The organism is Streptomyces sp. WAC03905, from assembly GCF_057371075.1.
In genome coordinates this window covers 2,266,975-2,285,692 of record NZ_JBXYDZ010000003.1, presented here as the reverse complement: position 1 = coordinate 2,285,692, position 18,718 = coordinate 2,266,975, and the positions used below count along the sequence as shown (strand labels likewise).

Annotated in this window: 16 protein-coding genes; 7 read left to right on the top strand and 9 right to left on the bottom strand. The window is 72.3% G+C overall.

What is annotated here, in order from left to right; all coding sequences use genetic code 11:
- Positions 1-1,389: 1,389 nt before the first annotated feature.
- The 4 genes from AC2RP6_RS12610 to AC2RP6_RS12595 form a co-directional block, all read right to left on the bottom strand.
- Positions 1,390-2,283, bottom strand: coding sequence for an amino acid ABC transporter permease (locus tag AC2RP6_RS12610; protein ID WP_486446325.1), 894 nt, complete (start codon positions 2,281-2,283; stop codon positions 1,390-1,392).
- Entirely contained in the window at positions 2,280-2,954 is a 675-nt protein-coding gene (locus tag AC2RP6_RS12605) for an amino acid ABC transporter permease (RefSeq protein ID WP_030650261.1), read from the bottom strand. Before AC2RP6_RS12605 ends, AC2RP6_RS12610 begins: the two co-directional genes overlap by 4 nt.
- Before the next feature lie 83 nt (positions 2,955-3,037).
- Complete coding sequence (locus AC2RP6_RS12600; protein WP_030650263.1) at positions 3,038-3,889, bottom strand: glutamate ABC transporter substrate-binding protein; 852 nt, start codon at positions 3,887-3,889, stop codon at positions 3,038-3,040.
- A gap of 89 nt (positions 3,890-3,978) precedes the next feature.
- Positions 3,979-4,764, bottom strand: a complete 786-nt coding sequence (locus tag AC2RP6_RS12595; RefSeq protein WP_366681940.1) for an amino acid ABC transporter ATP-binding protein — start codon at positions 4,762-4,764, stop codon at positions 3,979-3,981.
- A gap of 359 nt (positions 4,765-5,123) precedes the next feature.
- Between AC2RP6_RS12595 and AC2RP6_RS12590 the strand changes: the two genes are divergently transcribed.
- The gene (locus AC2RP6_RS12590) at positions 5,124-5,834 is read left to right on the top strand and encodes a response regulator transcription factor (protein ID WP_486446324.1); all 711 of its coding nucleotides are present in this window, start codon (positions 5,124-5,126) and stop codon (positions 5,832-5,834) included.
- Positions 5,835-5,846: 12 nt separating this feature from the next.
- Positions 5,847-7,259 (top strand): sensor histidine kinase, encoded by a 1,413-nt coding sequence (locus tag AC2RP6_RS12585; RefSeq protein ID WP_486446323.1) that lies wholly within the window; start codon positions 5,847-5,849, stop codon positions 7,257-7,259.
- A 22-nt stretch (positions 7,260-7,281) separates the two neighbouring features.
- Here the strand turns inward: AC2RP6_RS12585 and AC2RP6_RS12580 are convergent, their stop codons facing one another.
- Positions 7,282-9,462 carry an endo-beta-N-acetylglucosaminidase gene (locus AC2RP6_RS12580; protein ID WP_486446322.1) on the bottom strand — a complete coding sequence of 727 codons (2,181 nt, stop codon included), beginning with the start codon at positions 9,460-9,462 and terminating at the stop codon, positions 7,282-7,284.
- A 108-nt stretch (positions 9,463-9,570) separates the two neighbouring features.
- Complete coding sequence (locus AC2RP6_RS12575) at positions 9,571-10,824, bottom strand: glycoside hydrolase 5 family protein (RefSeq protein ID WP_486446321.1); 1,254 nt, start codon at positions 10,822-10,824, stop codon at positions 9,571-9,573.
- 385 nt (positions 10,825-11,209) lie between these two features.
- Between AC2RP6_RS12575 and AC2RP6_RS12570 the strand changes: the two genes are divergently transcribed.
- Both AC2RP6_RS12570 and AC2RP6_RS12565 read left to right on the top strand, forming a co-directional pair.
- On the top strand, positions 11,210-12,334 hold the full coding sequence (locus tag AC2RP6_RS12570) for a LacI family DNA-binding transcriptional regulator (RefSeq protein WP_486446320.1): 1,125 nt from the start codon (positions 11,210-11,212) through the stop codon (positions 12,332-12,334).
- Positions 12,335-12,355: 21 nt separating this feature from the next.
- Positions 12,356-13,387, top strand: a complete 1,032-nt coding sequence (locus tag AC2RP6_RS12565; protein ID WP_486446319.1) for an ROK family protein — start codon at positions 12,356-12,358, stop codon at positions 13,385-13,387.
- A 49-nt stretch (positions 13,388-13,436) separates the two neighbouring features.
- On the opposite strand, the gene AC2RP6_RS12560 is transcribed toward AC2RP6_RS12565, so the two are convergent.
- Entirely contained in the window at positions 13,437-14,432 is a 996-nt protein-coding gene (locus AC2RP6_RS12560) for a TAXI family TRAP transporter solute-binding subunit (protein WP_486446318.1), read from the bottom strand.
- A 174-nt stretch (positions 14,433-14,606) separates the two neighbouring features.
- On the opposite strand from AC2RP6_RS12560, the gene miaB reads away from it, so the two are divergent.
- Both miaB and AC2RP6_RS12550 read left to right on the top strand, forming a co-directional pair.
- Entirely contained in the window at positions 14,607-16,130 is a 1,524-nt protein-coding gene (gene miaB / locus AC2RP6_RS12555; protein WP_486446317.1) for a tRNA (N6-isopentenyl adenosine(37)-C2)-methylthiotransferase MiaB, read from the top strand.
- A 35-nt stretch (positions 16,131-16,165) separates the two neighbouring features.
- The gene (locus tag AC2RP6_RS12550) at positions 16,166-16,888 is read left to right on the top strand and encodes a class III extradiol ring-cleavage dioxygenase family protein (protein WP_486446316.1); all 723 of its coding nucleotides are present in this window, start codon (positions 16,166-16,168) and stop codon (positions 16,886-16,888) included.
- 91 nt (positions 16,889-16,979) lie between these two features.
- Here AC2RP6_RS12550 and AC2RP6_RS12545 read toward each other — a convergent pair whose 3' ends face one another.
- Both AC2RP6_RS12545 and AC2RP6_RS12540 read right to left on the bottom strand, forming a co-directional pair.
- Positions 16,980-17,225: an antitoxin gene (locus tag AC2RP6_RS12545; RefSeq protein ID WP_486446315.1), complete on the bottom strand. Its 246-nt coding sequence runs from the start codon at positions 17,223-17,225 to the stop codon at positions 16,980-16,982.
- Between the two features lie 23 nt (positions 17,226-17,248).
- Complete coding sequence (locus AC2RP6_RS12540; RefSeq protein WP_486446314.1) at positions 17,249-17,416, bottom strand: gliding motility protein; 168 nt, start codon at positions 17,414-17,416, stop codon at positions 17,249-17,251.
- Between the two features lie 239 nt (positions 17,417-17,655).
- On the opposite strand from AC2RP6_RS12540, the gene miaA reads away from it, so the two are divergent.
- Positions 17,656-18,594 carry a tRNA (adenosine(37)-N6)-dimethylallyltransferase MiaA gene (miaA, locus tag AC2RP6_RS12535; protein ID WP_486446313.1) on the top strand — a complete coding sequence of 313 codons (939 nt, stop codon included), beginning with the start codon at positions 17,656-17,658 and terminating at the stop codon, positions 18,592-18,594.
- The last annotated feature ends 124 nt before the right edge of the window (positions 18,595-18,718 follow it).

Genomic DNA, 18,718 nt, shown 5'->3' with positions numbered 1-18,718 from the left:
TCCTGTCAATTAATCGAGCGGGGTGGCTATGGCGCGGTTTGCCTCGCTTTTTCTCCCACTCCGGGCATTCCGAGGCTCAAATAACCCTCAGAACGTCGTTATCTCGCTTGCTCTGACCCAATGGGGCGTGGAATTGTCGTGGCTGTGCGGGGGTGGAGATGGACCACCGTGTGCAGGGGTGAGATTTGGAAAGCCATCCCTGCTGTCCTCTCGGAAGGCCTATTGAGTGCTGGTCGCTCAGATCGAAGGGTGAAGGAAATTGTTGAAGAGTGCTCGCAGTCGTCGGATAGCTCTCGCGCCGGCGCTCGGAGTCATGCTGGCTGGTTTCTTATCGCTTAGCGGAGGGGCGACGGCATCGGCATCCGAGGCTGGCGTCATGGCGCATCCCACCGGTTGCCTCGCGGAGAAGCCTGAGGGGCACTGGGGGGCGGTCGCCAGGTGTCAGAACGCTAACGGCGGCTCCTATCGGGCCGTCGCCAACTGTAGGAGCACCGATACCGGACAGGTGGAGATGTTCTACGGCGATTGGAGGCAGGTTGGGTTCTCCTACGCCTACTGCCAAGGCTCCTATCGAGCCTTTTCCGCTGGACTTGAGTCGTCTCCGAGGAACAACACCTGACCGCGTCTGGATCGATCGCGAAAGGCTCAATGAGAATGAAGAAGATTTACACGGCAGTACTCGCCGGTGCGGCAATGGCGCTACTCGGTCTCCAGGGTACGGCGACTGCGGCTCCCATGGGCTGGCCGGAAGGATGCAGTAGCGTCCAGACTCCGGCCGGTGGGGGGTGGATGGCCACGTGTAAGCATCCCAATGGCGGACGCTTCAAGGCGACCGTTACGTGTGCGCGTTGGGATGACAACGGCCTCGTCGAGCGGGATGCGGGGGATTGGTCAAGCAGCGGGTACTCCTTCGCGTTCTGCCCGCCGAACACTGCTGTCAGGGGCGGCAACGTCTGGACAAGGTCCTATTAGCAGGATGCTCGCCTGACACACTCCTGTGTTCGCAGCGCGTCCCTGGGAGCCGAACAGCCGACGTGGTCCGGCGCGCGGCGTCCGAGCGGACCTTCCGGGTGGGCCGCCGCGTGCGAGCAGCACCTCTCGCACGGTTCGCAGTCTGAGGCATCGACATGTCACGAAGGACCTGCAGCTTGATCGGGGCGCCGCTGCCGGGAGCCTGAGACCCGGGCATCCCCGTCGCACGCGAGCCACGGTGCAGTGGGACGGCCGGCCGGGCCTCAACGCAGTGTGTGGTGCGGCGGATGAGATCCGCCGCACCACACATGCCATGCCGTTGTGCTGAGTGGTTGTCAGCCCCTTTCGGGCTGCGCCTCCTCGTGCAAGTCGAGGCATCCCGACCGGAGGCCCCTACTTGTTGTTCCGCCGGGTGGGTCAGGGGGCCTTGCCCACGCCGGCCGCGCCGCCCGCGTCGACCTCGGCCACGTCGCCCTCGACGACGGCGCCGGTGCCCTTCTTCGACTGCCGCAGCCGCTTCTCCAAGAAGGAAGCCAGGGTGGTCAGGGCGAAGTTCACCGCGATGTAGATCACGGCGATCACGACCATGGTCGCGATGGTGTTGCTGTAGTTGGCGGAGATCTGCCGGTTCATCGACATCAGGTCTGCGAAGCCCAGGACGGCGCCACCGAGGGCCGTGTCCTTGAGGATCACCACGAGCTGACTGACCAGCGCGGGCAGCATCGCCGTGACGGCCTGCGGAATCAGGACGTACAGCATGGTCTGGCCCTTGCGCATGCCGATCGCCTTGGCCGCGTCCGTCTGGCCGCGGGGCAACGACAGGATGCCGGCCCGGACGATCTCGGCGATGACCGAGGCGTTGTAGAGCACAAGACCGGTGACCACCGCGTAGAGCGGCCTCAGGTCGGAGCTGACGGTCCCGAGCATCACGTACAGGGCAGAGCTGAAGATCATCAGGATGAGGACCGGGATGGCGCGGAAGAATTCCACGACCGCGCCGACCGGCACGCGCACCCATGCGTGGTCCGAGAGCCGGGCGATACCGAGGAGCGCGCCCAGCGGCAGGGCGATCACCATGGCGATCAGACCGGCCTTAAGCGTCTCGCCGAGGCCGGGCAGCAGGAACGTCGTCCAGATCTGGCTGTCGGTGACGAAGGGGGTCCACTTGTCGGCGTCGAGCTGGTTCTTCTCCGCCATGCGGGCGAGGACCCACCACAGAGCCAGCCCGAGGAGCACCAGAAAGACCCCGGTGTAGATCCAGTTGCGCGCTTTGGCCTTGGGGCCGGGGGTGTCGTACAGAACGGAGCTCATCGCTTCACCGCCACTCGCTTGGCCACCCAGCCCAGCAGCAGGCCGGTGGGCAGGGTCAGCAGGACGAAACCGAGGGCGAAGACCCCGAAGACCGCGAAGAGCGCGTCCGCCTCGTTCTCCAGCATTTCCTTCATCAGCAGGGCCGCCTCGGCCACGCCGATGGTCGCCGCCACGGTGGTGTTCTTGGTGAGGGCGATCAGTACGTTGGCGAGCGGGCCGACGACCGCCCGGAAGGCCTGGGGGAGCACGATCAGGCGGAGTACCTGGAAGAAGCTCAGCCCCAGAGCGCGAGCCGCCTCGGCCTGGCCGACGGGCACGGTGTTGATGCCGGAGCGCAGAGCCTCGCAGACGAAGGTGCCCGTGTAGGCGATCAGGCCGAGGACGGCGAGCCGGAAGCCGGCCTCCTTGGAGGTGTCACCGCCCAGGTTGATGCCGAGGGTCTGGTACAGGCCCAGCGAGCATCCGAGGATCAGCAGGGTCAGCGGCGTGTTGCGTACGGTGTTGACGTACGCGGTGCCGAAGGCCCGCATCAGCGGGACCGGGCTGACCCGCATCCCTGCCAGCAGGATGCCCCAGATCAGGGACCCGATCGCCGAGTAGAGGGTGAGCTGAACCGTCACCCAGAAGGCTCCGAGCACGTCGTACTGCCCGGAAGTAAGAAAGTCGAACACGTTGCCCTGCGCTCTCCCCAGGATGGCCGGTGAGGCGCGCCGCCGCCCGCGGCAGGCGGGCGGCGACGCTCCTCACCGATGAATCAGCTGCCTTCGGTGATCTGCGGGGCCGGGTCGGCCTTGTAGCCGGCGGGGCCGAGGTTCGCGTCCACGGCCTTCTGCCAGGAGCCGTCCTCAACCATCTTCTTGAGCGCGGCGTTGACCTTGGTCTGGAGCTCCTTGTCGCCCTTCTTCAGACCGATGCCGTAGGGCTCGTCGCTGAGCTTCAGGCCGGCGAGCTTGAACTTGCCCTTGTTCTTCTCCTGCGCGGCGTAGCCGGCCAGGATGGAACCGTCCGTGGTCACGGCGTCGACGGCCTTGTTCTCCAGGCCCGTCAGGCACTCGGAGTAGCCCGGGTACTCCTGCAGGTCGGCGTCGGGGGCCAGCTTGGTCTTGACGTTCTGCGCGGAGGTGGAACCGGTGACCGAGCAGAGCTTCTTCTTGTTGAGGTCCTCGGCCTTGGTGATCGAGGTGTCGTCGGCGCGGACCAGCAGGTCCTGGTGCGCCAGGAAGTACGGGCCGGCGAAGTCGACCCGCGCCTTGCGCTTGTCATTGATCGTGTAGGTGGCGACGACCAGCTTGACGTCACCGTTCGAGATCAGGTTCTCGCGCTCAGCGCTGACGGCCTGCTTGAACTCGATCTGGTCGGGCTGGTAGCCGAGCTCCTTGGCGACGTAGGTCGCCACGTCGACGTCGAAGCCCGTGAACTTGCCGTCCGGAGTCTTCAGGCCCAGACCGGGCTGGTCGTACTTGATGCCGATGACGATCTTGTCCTTCTTGGCGCCACCGGACGCGCCGCCATCACTCGCCTTGTCGGCGCCGCCGCCACACGCGGTCGCGGTCAGGGACAGGGCGACGGCGACGGCCGCGGCCGCAGCAGCCTTGGAGATCTTCATGGTGAACTTCCCTCGGATGAGACGTTGTTGGACGACGAGCGACGACGCGTGCGCCGGGCCGCCAGGGGATCACTACCAGACGGCAGCCGTCAGTGGTGCAGGATCTTCGACAGGAAGTCCTTCGCCCGATCACTGCGCGGGTTGCTGAAGAACTGCTCGGGGGTGGCCTCTTCGACGATCTTTCCGTCGGCCATGAAGACGACCCGGTTCGCCGCGGAGCGGGCGAAGCCCATCTCGTGCGTGACGACGACCATGGTCATGCCCTCGGCGGCGAGCTGCTGCATGACCTCCAGCACCTCGTTGATCATCTCCGGGTCGAGCGCCGAGGTGGGCTCGTCGAAGAGCATCACCTTCGGCTCCATCGCCAGCGCCCGGGCGATCGCCACGCGCTGCTGCTGGCCGCCGGAGAGCTGGGCCGGGTACTTGTCGGCCTGCGACGCGACGCCGACCCGCTCCAGCAGCGACAGCGCCTTCGCGTGGGCCGCCGCCTGGTCGGTCTTGCGGACCTTGAGCTGGCCCAGCATGACGTTCTGCAGCACCGTCTTGTGCGCGAAGAGGTTGAACGACTGGAACACCATGCCGACGTCGGCGCGCAGACGGGCGAGCTCCTTGCCCTCGGAGGGCAGCTCCTTGCCGTCGAGCGTGATGGTGCCCGAGTCGATGGTCTCCAGGCGGTTGATGGTCCGGCACAGCGTGGACTTGCCCGATCCCGAAGGACCGATCACCACGACTACCTCACCGCGGGCAATGCTCAGATCGATGTCCTGAAGCACGTGCAGCGCGCCGAAGTGCTTGTTGACGTTGCTCAGCACGACCAGGTCGTCCGCGGCACCGGCCGCGTCCTGAACGTCCTTGGTCACTGATACTCCGCTCATCGGCTTCTAGCTCCGTCCTCCTCGGTTGGGAGGACAGTAGTGACGTCCCGCGCACAACGTCATCACATCTGAGGGAGAATTGAGCATAACGATCCGGCCTCTTCCGGATACGCTCCGTGCGCGGCACCGGCGTGGTCGATCATGTACGCGTACCGGGTGCATAACGGTAGGCGCGCCGCGGCGGAACCCCTCTTGACGTGGGACTCCGCATGGGCGTGGATGCAGGGTGGCCTTTTCCGCGGCCGCACGCGCGGCACCGACCGACCGCGCGCGAGCCGTACGGACCGCACGAGCCGTGACAGCGGCCCGGGCGCGGGCCGCACGCGGAACCCGAGAGAGACGAAGGAGAGGGGGACGACATGAGACTGCTGCTCGTCGAGGACGACGATCACGTCGCCGCCGCCCTGTCCGCGATCCTCGCCCGCCACGGCTTCCAGGTCACCCACGCCCGCAACGGCGAAGAGGCCCTCCAGGCCCTCCTGCCCGCCGGCGCCCCGCCCTTCGGCGTGGTCCTGCTCGACCTCGGCCTGCCCGACCAGGACGGCTACGAGGTGTGCGGCCGGATCCGCAAGCGCACCGCCACGCCCGTCATCATGGTCACCGCGCGGGCCGACGTGCGCTCCCGCATCCACGGCCTGAACATGGGCGCCGACGACTACGTCGTCAAGCCCTACGACACCGGCGAGCTCCTCGCCCGCATCCACGCCGTCGCCCGGCGCACCGGAGCCTCCGAGGAGACCGTGACCACCGGTACCGGCACCGGCGCGCCCGCCACCGTCCGGCTCGGCCCCGTCAGCATCGAGCTGCCCACCCGCCGGGTCAGCGTGGACGGCACCGACGTACCCCTCACCCGCAAGGAGTTCGACCTGCTGGCCCTGCTCGCGCAGCGGCCCGGCGTCGTCTTCCGGCGTGAACAGATCATCAGCGAGGTGTGGCGCACCAGCTGGGAGGGGACCGGCCGCACCCTGGAGGTCCACGTCGCCTCGCTGCGCTCCAAGCTGCGCATGCCCGCGCTCATCGAGACCGTCCGCGGGGTGGGCTACCGGCTCGTCACCCCGGCCGCCCCCTAGGGACCTCCTGCCGTGCGCGCCCGCCTGCTCCCCCTGCTCGTCATCCTGATGGCCGGCACCCTGCTCGCCCTCGGCTTCCCGCTCGCCGTGAGCCTGGCCGCCGGACAGCAGCAGCGGGTGGTCGTCGACCGCATCGACGACAGCGCCCGCTTCGCGGCACTCGCCCAGTTCGTCATCGACGCCCGGGGCTCGGGCTCCACCGGAGCCGACGAGCGCGAGCAGACCCTCCAGCACGAACTCGGCCGCTACCACGAGCTGTACGGCATCCGCGTCGGGATCTTCAACCGCGACGACAACGCCATGGTCCGCTCCCCGGGCTGGTGGCGGCTCCCGGAATCCGGTGAGGGCCGCAAGGCCTTCAGCGAGGCGCTCGCCGGACGCCGCAGCCACGACCCGCCCCAGGTGTGGCCCTGGCAGACCAACGGCAAGCTGCTCGTCGTCTCCCCGGTCGTCCTCGACGGCGACGTGGTCGCCGTCGTCGCCACCGAATCGCCGACCGACCTCATGCGGGGCCGCATCCTGAAGGGCTGGCTGCTCATCGCCGGCGGTCTCACCGCCGCCATGCTGGTCGCCTTCGGCGCCGCCCTGCGGCTCACCAGCTGGGTGCTGAAGCCCGTACGGACCCTGGACACCGCCGCCCACGGCATCGCCACCGGCCGGATGAACTCCCGCGTCGCGGCCGCCAGCGGCCCGCCGGAACTCCAGCGCCTGGCGCACTCGTTCAACGAGATGGCCGACAACGTCGAAGAGGCACTGGAGCAGCAGCGGGCCTTCGTCGCCGACGCCTCGCACCAACTGCGCAACCCGCTCGCGGCCCTCCTGCTGCGCATCGAGCTGCTGGCCCTCGAACTGCCCGAGGGCAACGAGGAGATCGCCTCCGTGCGCACCGAGGGCAAGCGCCTGACGCAGGTGCTCGACGACCTCCTGGACCTGGCGCTGGCCGAGCACGCCTCCGCCGAGATCAGCCTCACCGACATCGGCGCCCTGGCCGCGGAACGGGTCGCCGCATGGCGGCCGTACGCCGACGAGAAGGGCGTACGGCTCACCGGGACGGGCCGGACCGCCGTCACCGGCTGGGCAGACCCCATCGCCCTGTCCAGCGCACTCGACGCCGTGATCGACAACGCCCTCAAGTTCACTCCCGCGGGTGAGGAGGTCGAGGTGACGGTCTCGGCCGAGGGCCGCTCGGTCCGCGTGGTCGTCGCCGACCGCGGCCCCGGCCTCACCGAGGAGGAGCTGCTGCGCGTCGGCGACCGCTTCTGGCGCAGCGGCCGCCACCAGAACGTCAAGGGATCCGGCCTCGGTCTGTCGATCTCCCGCACCCTGCTCGCCGGGGGCGGCGGCACCCTCTCCTACGCGACGAACACGCCGCACGGACTGAGGGTGACGGTGACCGTCCCGCGCACGAGCCCCGAGGGTCCCTGACGCAGGCCCGGCCGGAGTGTTCCTACGGCTCCCAGCACAGGGTCGTGCGCGCGGGCGCGGACGCGGCGTACAGCTCGTCCACGGCCCGCACCTCGAAGACCGCCGACCGCTCCCGGCCCGCCCGCGGGACCTCCGGCAGGTAGAGGGCGGTGCCGCAGGTGCCGCCGAGGAAGCGCCGGTCGCCGCCGGGCAGCACCCGGTGCACCTCGTAGTGGCGCGGCCGCCCACCCGGTCCGGCCGCCGCCGCCCGCCACGACAGGCGGAGCCGTGCGCGGGCGTCCTCGCGGGCCGCGGCGTCCACGGTCGGCGCGGTGGGCGGGGCGGGGCGGCGAGGGCGGGCGCCGTCGTGCACCGACAGCGCGCCGAGCCGCCACGCCGTCGGGGTGCCCCCGGGTGCGGTGAGCCGTACGGCGAGGCCGTACGCGGTCCTGCCCGCCAGCGGCGCCAGCGCGACCCGCGCCGTGCGCCAGCCGGCGGCTCCGCCCCTCGCGTCGCCCGTCCCGTCGGCGGCCCCGTCGGCGGTCGGCAGCCAGGCGTACGGGACCGGCTCCCCCGGGGCGGAGGGCTCCCCGGTGGCCACGCCGACCTCGACCGTCACCGCACCCGGACCGGTGGCGTGCACCAGCTCCACGACGCTCCCGCGGGTCAGCGGCAGCCGCGTGGCGTGCAGCCCGACGGCGACCGGGGCCGTCAGGACGCCCGAGACCAGCAGGCTGGAACCGCCGCGCCAGGCGTCCGCGAAGTCCAGGGTGACGGACGGGCGCGTTCCGGTGGTGTCCACCACCCAGCGCCGGCCCGGCAGCCGGTCCTGGAGCCCGAGGTGGTTCCACGGAGCGTCCGAGACGACCTCGCCGTTCTCGTACCAGCGCAGCCCGTGTCCGGTGTTGAAGGAGCAGCCGAAGGGCAGTCCGGAGACGGTCGACCGGTCGGCGACGACCGTGGCGGGCGCCCGCCACGTCCCCTCGGGCGCGGGCCGGGCCGGGTCCAGGGACTCGCCCGTCCAGAACCGGTCGTCGGCGTGGTGGAAGGCCCCGGGTGAGCGGTCGGTGAGGTGGTTGCGGGTCCAATCGGGCCGGTAGAAGCCGTAGCTGACGACGTGGCCGCCGGTCCGCGGGACGATCGCGTCCCAGCGGACGTCCGCGTCCCAGCCCCGGGACTCCGTGTCCACGGCCGCCCACAGCTCGTGGCGGGAGCGGCCCAGCCGGTCGGCGAGCGCGCCCGAGGCGGCCAGCGTCTGCGGGGTCCAGCGGAAGTCGACGAACACCGTGTCGGCGACCTTCCCGGCCCGGTCCTCGTAGAACTCCTGGTTGAGGGGGTTCAGCGCGCCCTGCCAGCCGACCCGGCCGGTGCTGTTCATGGCGTCGTACCAGGTGATCCGCAGCCCGTGCGGCTCGCCCGCCGCCCGCAGGGCGCGAAGGAATTCCCGCATGCGGGTGGCGAGGGCGCTGTCGCCGCCGTCGGTCTCGGCGTTGACGAACCAGCCGTCGAAGCCGTACGTCCGGGCCACCCGCACGAGTTGCCGGGCGATCGGGAAGCGGCCGAGGGCGTCGCGCCGCACCAGGTCGCGCGTCCACTGCAGGTCGCCGCCGTACGCCACGGGGGGCAGGAACACGTTGCCGAGGACCCGCACCCCGTTGCGGTGGGCGGCGTCGACCACGGGCGCGTTGGGGGCCAGGACGATCCCCTCGCCGGCGGAGCCGCCCCAGAAGACCAGTTCGTCGAGGTACGCCCAGTGCGTGAGGGCGTAGTAGTCGGCGGTGGGGGAGCCCTGAGAAGGGTTCCCCGCGGTCGGGGCGAAGGAGACGAGGGAGGCGACACGGGCCTCGCCGGCGCGGGCCGTCCTGTTGACCGGGACGGGGGTGAACCGCTCCGCGAGCGGCACGGTCGCGGTGTTGTGGGCCAGGTCGGGCTCGTCCTCGGGCCTCCACCGGCTGAGCGAACGCCACACGATCCCGGGGCCGGGGGTGCCCGCCGGGAGGGAGTCCGGGAACCAGTACGAGGCGTACGGGGCCGGGTCGGCCGGGGCCGCCGCGGGAACCGCCGGCTCCGCTGCGGCCGCGGCCCGCGCGCGCCCCGCCACGCCCAGCAGCGCGGCGGCGCCGGCCCCGGCGGCCAGCACTCTGCGCCGGGTCGGGCGCGGCGGAGCCGGCCGTAACGGGGCGGGCGGCGTGCGGCGCTCGACGCCGTGGTCGGTCTCGGACATGCGGGGCTCCTCATGAGTGGTCGGACCGCGTGGGCGGGGTCGGATGCGGGGCCGGATGCGGGCGCGGTGTCGGTGCGGCGGGCCGGGACGGGCCGGGACCGGGTCGGATCACAGGACGTCGCGGACGTGCAGCACCTCGGTGATGCCGCGCGCCGCCAGATGGGCCCGGTCCTCGGCGTGCTCCGCCCGCACCACCGCGGGGCGCACCCCCCGGGCCGTCAGCACCGTCCAGGCGTCGAAGAACGTGCCGCCGGGGGCGCACACGGAACGGCGAGGGGCCCGCTCCGCCCCGCCCGCGGCCACGAGGAGCGCGGTGGAGCGCGGAGCGGGACGGTGCTCGCGGCCGCGCCACTGCGCGGCGATCCGGGCGAGGGCGGCGCCGGCCGGCTTGGTCCGGCCGTCGTTGGTGAGCAGGCCGAGGCCGTACTCCAGCTCCGGGAAGTCGGCGAGGCCCCGGGACACGTCGTGCGAGCACCACCAGGTCACGCCCCACAGGTCCGGGCAGTCCAGCGCGTTGACGACGGTGGCCTCGGTGAACCGGGCGGCCTGGTCCGGTCCGATCAGCGGCGCCGGGGCACCCGCCTCCTGGAGCCACACCGGCCGGTGCGGGTCCAGGGCCCAGGCCTTGGAGAGCTCGATCAGGTACGCGGCGTGGTGCTCGGTCGCCGTACCGCACGCCCCGTGGCGCTGCGCGGTGCCGTCGAACACCCAGGAGTGCACGGCGGTGACCGCGCCCAGCCGGGCGGCCTGGGCGGGCGTGAAGGGGTGGTCGTCCCGGTACCAGACGGCGTCGTACTCGGCGTGCAGGTGGAGCCGGCCGGGCGCCCCCCGCTCGCAGGCGGCGAGCATCCGCTCCAGCCAGCGGGCCGCCTGGGCCGGGGTGATGCGGTCGGGATCGGGGTGCGGGGCGCCGGAGAACTGGTTGATCTCGTTGCCGACGGTCATGCCGAGGAAGTTCGGCCGGTCGGCGAGGGCCGTGGCCAGCGTGCGCAGGTACTCCTCCTGGCCGGCGACCACGTCGGGGTCGGTGAAGAGGTTGCGGCGGTGCCAGGTCCGGATCCACGCGGGCAGGAAGTCGAAACTCGACACGTGTCCCTGCAGTCCGTCCACGTGGACGTCGAGCCCCCGCTCGGCGGCCGCGTCCGCGAGCGCGACGAGCTGCTCGACGGCGCGCGGCCGGATCAGCGCGCGGTTCGGCTGGAAGACCGGCCACAGCGGGAAGACGCGGACGTGGTCCAGCCCGAGCGCGGCGATCGCGTCGAGATCGGTCCGGACCTCGTCGAGGTCGAAGTCCAGCCAGTGGTGGAACCAGCCCTGGGCCGGCGTGTAGTTGGCACCGAAGCGGAGCGCGTCATTCTGCACGTGGCGTCCTGGGGTTCTGGAGTCCGCACGAATTCACCGGGCGCGCCACAAAATGCCGTTGTCGGTGCGCAAAGTCAACAGGGCCTCGTAGTGGTCCACTTATGCGCTTCAGCCCGGTCGCGCCAAGGGCTCTGTCGTGAAACGCCCTTACGACTAATGCGGTTTAGTGATGGCGTGGCGCCGGTGGCCGTGCGGACGGGGACGGGGAATTCCCGGTCCGTGCCCGGCGGGCGGCGGCGGTTGACGGGTCGTCCGCGGCAGCCGGGTCGCGTACGGTCCGGCACGTGCCGTCGTCGTCGTCCGCACGCGGTCGTCCGCAGCCGTCCGCGGTCGTCCGCACGCGTCCGCACGTAGTCCTTCCGCACCCGTAGCCGAATGAGGCAGCATGGCCCGCAGACCCACGATCAAGGACATCGCCCGCCGGGCAGGGGTGTCGGCGAGCGCCGTGTCCTTCGCCCTGAACGACCGGCCGGGCGTCTCGCAGGACACCCGGGCCCGGATCCGCCGCGTCGCGGAGGAACTCGGCTGGCAGGCCAACAGCGCCGCCCGCGCCCTCTCCGGCGAACGGTCCGGAGCCGTCGGGCTGGTCCTGGCCCGGCCCGCGCACACCCTCGGCGTCGAGTCCTTCTTCCTGCAACTCGTCTCCGGCATCCAGGAGGTCCTCTCGGCCGCCCGGACCGCGCTGCTGTTCCAGGTCGTCGAGGACGTGGACGCCGAATGCGCGGTCTACCGCCGCTGGTGGGCGGAGCGGCGGGTCGACGGCGTGCTCGTCGTCGACCCGCGCAACGGGGACCCGCGCCCGGCGCTCCTCGCGGAGCTGGGCCTGCCCGCGGTCACCGTCGGCGAGCCCGGCCCCCCGGCCGGTCCGGCGCCTTCGGCCGGCCGCGCGCCTTCGGCCGGCCGCGCGCCTTCGGCCGGTCCCGTGTCGCCGGGCGGTTCCGGAGCCCCGCCCGTGTCCTCGGTCCGGGCCGACGACGCCGGTGCGATGGCGCAGGTCCTGGAACACCTCCACGGGCTGGGCCACCGCCGGATCGTCCACATCGCGGGGCTGCCCGGCCTCGCCCACACCGTCCGCCGGATGGAGTCCCTGCGGGCCGAGGCCGAGCGGCGCGGCCTCGGCCCGGACGACGTGCGCTCGGTGGTCACCGACTACTCGGACGCGGAGGGCGCCGCCGCCACCCGCCGGGTCCTCGCCGAGCCGCGGCCCCCGACCGCGCTCGTCTACGACAACGACGTGATGGCCGTCGCCGGCCGTGCGGTCGCCGCAGAGCTGGGCATCCCCGTGCCGCACAGGCTGTCGATCGTGGCCTGGGACGACTCCGCGCTGTGCCGGGTCACCCACCCGCGGCTCACCGCCCTCGTCCGCGACACGGCGGGCTTCGGGCGACTGGCCGCCGAGGAACTGCTGTCCGTGCTCGCCGGCGGGCCGGCCGGGGTACGGGAGAGCGAGCGGCCGCGGCTGGAGCCTCGCGAGAGCACGGCCCCGGCCCCCGCGCATACTGATTCCTGAACCCTCCCTGGAGCCGCCACCGTGATCACCCCCACCAGCCCGTCGCCCACACCGCGCGCAGCCGCAGCGGCCACCGGACCGACGGTGGCGATCGACATCGGCGGCACGAAGATCGCCGGGGCGCTGGTGCACCCCGACGGCACGATGTCGGCCACCACCCGCCGGGCGACCCCGCGCGCGGCGGACGCCGAGGGCGTCATGGCGGCGGTCGCCGAGGTCGTGGCCGAGCTGGCCGCGTCACCGCTGTGGGCCTCCGCGGTCCGCTGCGGCATCGGCAGTGCCGGTCCCGTGGACACCTCCCGGGGCACGGTGAGCCCGGTCAACATCGGGGCGTGGCGGGAGTTCCCCGTCCAGGAGCGGGTCGCGGCGGAACTCGCGGCGCGCGGAGCCGCAGTGCCGACGGTCCTGGCCGGCGACGGCGTGGCGATGACCGCGGCCGAGCACTGGCTCGGCGCGGCCCGCGGGCACGCCAACGCCCTGTGCATGGTGGTCTCCACGGGCGTCGGCGGGGGCCTGATCCTCAACAACCGGCTGCACCCCGGGCCCACCGGCAACGCGGGCCACATCGGCCATATCAGCGTGGCCTTCGACGGCGAGCCGTGCGCCTGCGGCAGCCGCGGCTGCGTCGAATCGATCGCCTCCGGCACGGCGATCGCCCGCTGGGCCCGCGACCAGGGCTGGAAGCCGTCGGCCGGCACCGACGGGGGCGCCGCGCCCGATGCCTCGGCGGCGGGCGTGGCCGCGGCCGCCGCCGAGGGCGATCCCATCGCCCTGGCCGCCTTCGACCGCGCCGGGCGGGCCCTCGCCGCCGCCATCGCCGCCTGCGCCACGCTCGTGGAAACGGACATCGCGGTCATCGGGGGTGGCGTTGCCGCAGCGGGAGACACCCTCTTCGGCCCGATCCGCTCCCACCTCGCCCAGTACGCCGCGCTCTCCTTCGTCCAGGGGCTGCGCGTGGTGCCGGCGACGCTGGGCACCCACGCGGGCCTGATCGGCGCGGCCGCGGCGGCGACCATGCTGCTGCCGCCCTCCGCCCCCTCGCCCGCGGGATGAGCGTCAGGGAGGCATGGGCGGTCGGGGCCCGGGCGGTAGGGCGTGGGCGTCAGGGCTTGACGGACCGGTAGTAGCGGCCGGCACCCTCGTGGAGCTCCAGCGGGTCGGTGTAAATGGCCGTCCGCAGGTCCACCAGCTGCGCCGCGTGCACCGCGCGCCCGACCCGGTCGCGGCTCCCGATCACGGTCCGGGTCAGCCGCTCGGTCAGCTCGGGGTCGGTCTTGGCCGTGGTCACCAGCAGGTTCGGCACGGCCAGGGTGGTGACCGCACTGGTGTTGCGCGCCCGGCTGTAGGCGTCCTGGGGCATGACGGCCGTCCGGTAGTACCGCGCGGGGCTGCCGCTGCCCTGGAGCTGTTCCACCAGGTCGCCGAGCTGCACGAGCCGGATGTCGAAACGCTCCGACAGCTCCTTCACCGCGTTCGTCGGAAGGCCGCCCGACCAGAAGAACGCGTCGATCCGGCCCGCCTCCAGCTCCGTCGGCATGGTGTCGATGCCGATGGACACCGGCGTGATGTCCAGGACGGGGTCGATGCCCGCCGCGGTGAGCAGCCGCTCCGTGACGAGCCGCACCCCGGAGCCGGGCTGGCCGATCGCCACCCGCTTGCCCCGCAGGTCCCGCGCCGACTGCACGGGGGAACCGGCGGGCACCACCAGCTGCACGTAGTCGTCGTAGAGGCGCGCGCACCCGCGCAGGAGGTCCGCGCCGGGCTTCCCGTCGAGCTGGTACTTGGCGACGGCGTCCGCCGTCGCCACGGTGAAGTCCGCCTCGCCGGTGGCCAGCCGCTTCAGGTTCTCCTGCGAGCCCTCGCTGGTCACCAGCGTGACGTCCACCCCGGGCATGTCCTGCCCGAGCGCCTGCTGCAGGAGCTGTCCGTACCGGTGGTAGACACCGGTCCGCGCCCCCGTGCTGAAGGTCAGCTCGCCCTCCGGCTCCGACGGCCCGAAGGGCTTCAGCCACCACGTGAGGACGCCGAGGACGGCGAGTACGGCCACCAGGACCCGCAGGGCATGGCGCCTGCTGATCCGGGGCGGTACGAGAGGCATGGGCGCGATCCTGCCACCCGGCCGCCGTCCTGTCACGGCGCGGGCCCGCCCCCACCCCGCACGAGCGTCCCCTCCGCGTCCCTGACCTGCTGCTCGACCGGTTCGTCCGGCTCCCGCCCCGGGCCCGGCCGCACAGCGACCGGAGGGCTCTCGTCCACCGCCTACCCTTGTTGCATGACCAGCAGCGACCGGAGCCAGGCAGTGGACGAGAAGCGAAGCTACGAGGTGCGCACCTACGGGTGCCAGATGAACGTGCACGACTCGGAGCGGCTCTCCGGTCTGCTGGAGGACGCCGGATACGTCCGGGCGCCCGAGGGCTCCGACGGCGACGCCGACGTCGTGGTCTTCAACACCTGCGCGGTCCGTGAGAACGCCGACAACAAGCTCTACGGCAACCTCGGCCGGCTCGCCCCGATGAAGACGAAGCGCCCCGGCATGCAGATCGCCGTCGGTGGCTGCCTCGCCCAGAAGGACCGCGACACGATCGTCACGAAGGCGCCGTGGGTCGACGTCGTCTTCGGCACGCACAACATCGGCAAGCTCCCCGTGCTGCTGGAGCGCGCCCGCATCCAGAACGAGGCGCAGGTCGAGATCGCCGAGTCGCTGGAGGCCTTCCCCTCCACGCTCCCGACCCGCCGCGAGTCCGCCTACGCCGCCTGGGTCTCGATCTCCGTCGGCTGCAACAACACCTGCACCTTCTGCATCGTGCCCGCGCTGCGCGGCAAGGAGGAGGACCGCCGGCCCGGCGACATCCTCGCCGAGGTGGAGGCCCTGGTCGCCGAGGGCGTCTCGGAGATCACCCTGCTCGGCCAGAACGTGAACGCCTACGGTTCCGACCTCGGCGACCGCGAGGCCTTCAGCAAGCTGCTGCGCGCCTGCGGCGGGATCGAGGGCCTGGAGCGGGTCCGCTTCACCTCCCCGCACCCGCGCGACTTCACCGACGACGTGATCGCGGCCATGGCCGAGACCCCGAACGTGATGCCGCAGCTGCACATGCCGCTGCAGTCCGGCTCGGACCCGATCCTGAAGGCGATGCGCCGCTCGTACCGCCAGGAGCGCTTCCTCGGCATCATCGAGAAGGTGCGCGCGGCGATCCCGCACGCCGCGATCTCCACCGACATCATCGTGGGCTTCCCCGGCGAGACGGAGGAGGACTTCCAGCAGACGATGCACGTGGTGCGCGAGGCGCGCTTCGCGAACGCCTTCACCTTCCAGTACTCCAAGCGGCCCGGCACGCCCGCCGCCGACATGGAGGGGCAGGTCCCCAAGGAGGTCGTGCAGGAACGCTACATGCGCCTGGTCGCCCTCCAGGAGGAGATCTCCTGGGAGGAGAACAAGAAGCAGGTCGGCCGCACGCTGGAGGTCATGGTCGCCGAGGGCGAGGGCCGCAAGGACGGCGCCACGCACCGCCTGTCCGGCCGCGCCCCCGACAACCGCCTGGTCCACTTCACCAAGCCGGAGCAGGACGTGCGCCCCGGTGACGTGGTCACCGTGGACATCACCTACGCCGCCCCGCACCACCTGCTGGCCGAGGGCCCGACCGTGACCGTGCGCCGCACCCGCGCCGGCGACGCCTGGGAGAAGCGCAACGCCGCCCCGGCCCAGCCCGCGGGCGTCATGCTCGGCATCCCGACGCTGGGCGTCCCGGCGCCCCTGCCGGCCGCCGCCTCCGGCTGCTCGGTGCCCGCCTCCTCCTGAGGCTCCGGCGGGACGGTCCGGCTAGGCTGCGGATCATGCTCGTAGCCGCTGCCGTCTGTCCCGCCCCGCCGCTGCTCGTGCCGGAGGTCGCCGCGGGCGCCGCCGCCGAACTCGGCGACGCCCGCACCGCCTGCTCCGACGCCCTCGCGGTGCTCGCCGCCTCTAGGCCCGACCTGCTGGTCGTGGTCGGGTCCGCGGAGGAGGGCGGCGGGTACGACCAGGGCACCCCTGGCGGCTTCGCCGGGTTCGGCGTGGACCTGACCGTCACCCTCGGCCCGGACCCGGGCGAACCGCCGAGCGGCCAGGCCACCGGGGTCACCCTCCCGGCTTCCCTCGCGGTCGGGGGCTGGCTGCTCGGCCGGGCCCGCTGGGCGGTCGCCCCGGTCGCCGGCGTGGCCGTCGCGGTGGACCTCCCGCCCAGCGGCTGCGGACTCCTCGGGGCGGACCTGGGCCGTTCCGCCGACCGGGTGGCCATGCTGGTCCTCGGCGACGGCAGCGCCTGCCGCACCCTCAAGGCCCCCGGGTACCTGGACGAGCGGGCGGCGGGCTTCGACGAGGCCGCCGCCCGCGCCCTGGGCGCCGCCGACGTGGCCGCGCTCGCCGCGATCGACGCTGGGCTCGCCGCCCAGCTCCAGGCCGCCGGGCGGGCCCCCTGGCAGGTGCTCGCCGGCGCCGCCGAGGGTGCGGGCCTCGAAGGTCGGCTGCTGTACGAGGACGCCCCGTACGGCGTGGGGTACTTCGTCGCCACCTGGTCGTAGCGAACGGGCGCGCGGGCGGGACCGGCGACGCCGAAGGGGCGCGGAACCAGGATCAGCCGGGTCCGCGCCCCTTCGGCGTTCCCGTACCGCGTCAGGAGGCGGCCGGCGGCGTCTGCCCGCCGGGGGTGTCCTTGTGCGCGATCTTTCCCAGGGCGTCCTTCGCCTTGCCCGTTCCGCTCGTGATCTGGCCGCTGTACTTGCCCTTGGTCTTGGAGTCCACGGCCTTGGCGACCTTGTCCAGACCCTCGCCGATCCGGCTCTCGTGCTGCTGCGCGAGGTCGCCGACCTTGTCCTTCGCCGGAGCGAGCTTGGCCTTCAGATTGTCCAGCAGGCCCATGGGTCACCTTCCGTTGGCGTGCGCTACGTGCGGGCGCCCTCGCCGGCCTCGCTGTCCGCGGCCACCTCGGCCGACTGCTGCTTGGGGATCTCCACGGCCTCCGCCGGCTCGCTCTCCACGACAGCAGGCGCGGCCTCGTCCTCCGCACCGGACTCCGCCGCCGGAGCCGCGGCCGCGACCTGCTCGGTCACGGCCTCGTCCTTACGACGAAAAAACCGATCAAAAACGCCCATGTCTACTCCCGTAACGTTACGCGTGTGAGTGAAGTTCCGCGTCGAACGAACCGGCCTGCGCCGGGGCCCGCGCCGGTCGTACGCACGGCGTACGACCGGCCGGAACCTCGCCAGGGCAACGACATCGCCCCCACCCCGTCACGTCGCTCGATCGGGTACATGAGCACGTCTTGACCAGGGGCTGCGAGACTGGGCCCGTGAGGAATGCAGCCCCCGCCCCGCGGGTCATCGCCGTCGTCGGTCCCACCGCGGCAGGAAAGTCCGACCTGGGCGTCGCCCTGGCCCGCCGGTTCGACGGCGAAGTCGTCAACGCCGACTCCATGCAGCTGTACCGGGGGATGGACATCGGCACCGCCAAGCTGACGACCGAGGAGCGCGGCGGCGTCCCGCACCACCTCCTCGACATCTGGGACGTCACCGACACCGCCAACGTCGCCGAGTACCAGCGGCTGGCCCGCCTGGAGATCGACAGACTGCTCGCCGAGGGCCGCACCCCCGTCCTGGTCGGCGGCTCCGGCCTGTACGTCCGCGGCGCCCTGGACGTGATGGAGTTCCCCGGGACCGACCCCGAGGTCCGCGCCCGGCTGGAGGCAGAGGTCACGCTGCGCGGCCCCGGCGCCCTGCACGCCCGCCTCGCCGCCGCCGACCCCGAGGCGGCCCGGGCGATCCTGCCCAGCAACGGCCGCCGCATCGTCCGCGCGCTGGAGGTCATCGAGATCACCGGCAAGCCCTTCACCGCGAACCTGCCCGGCCACGAGTCCGTCTACGACACCGTCCAGATCGGCGTCGACGTCGCCCGGCCCGAGCTCGACGAGCGGATCGCACTGCGCGTCGACCGGATGTGGGAGGACGGCCTCGTGGACGAGGTCCGCGAGCTGGAGGCACGCGGGCTGCGCGACGGCATCACCGCCTCCCGGGCGCTGGGCTACCAACAGGTGCTCGCCGCGCTCGCCGGCGAGTGCACCGAGGACGAGGCCCGGGCGGAGACCGTGCGCGCGACCAAGCGGTTCGCCCGGCGCCAGGACTCCTGGTTCCGCCGCGATCCGCGGGTCCACTGGCTCAGCGGGGCCGCCGCCGACCGGGCGGAACTCCCCGGACTCGCGCAGTCGTTGGTCGAACGAGCGGTCACAGCCTGATCACGTGATGGCATCGGGACGCCCCGGGCGCCCGTAGCGGGGCCGGGGGCGTGCCATCATCAAACTCCAGCGGGTGCGATCACCTGCGATGCATGGCGGCGTACTGAGTCCGAGTGGGGAGGGC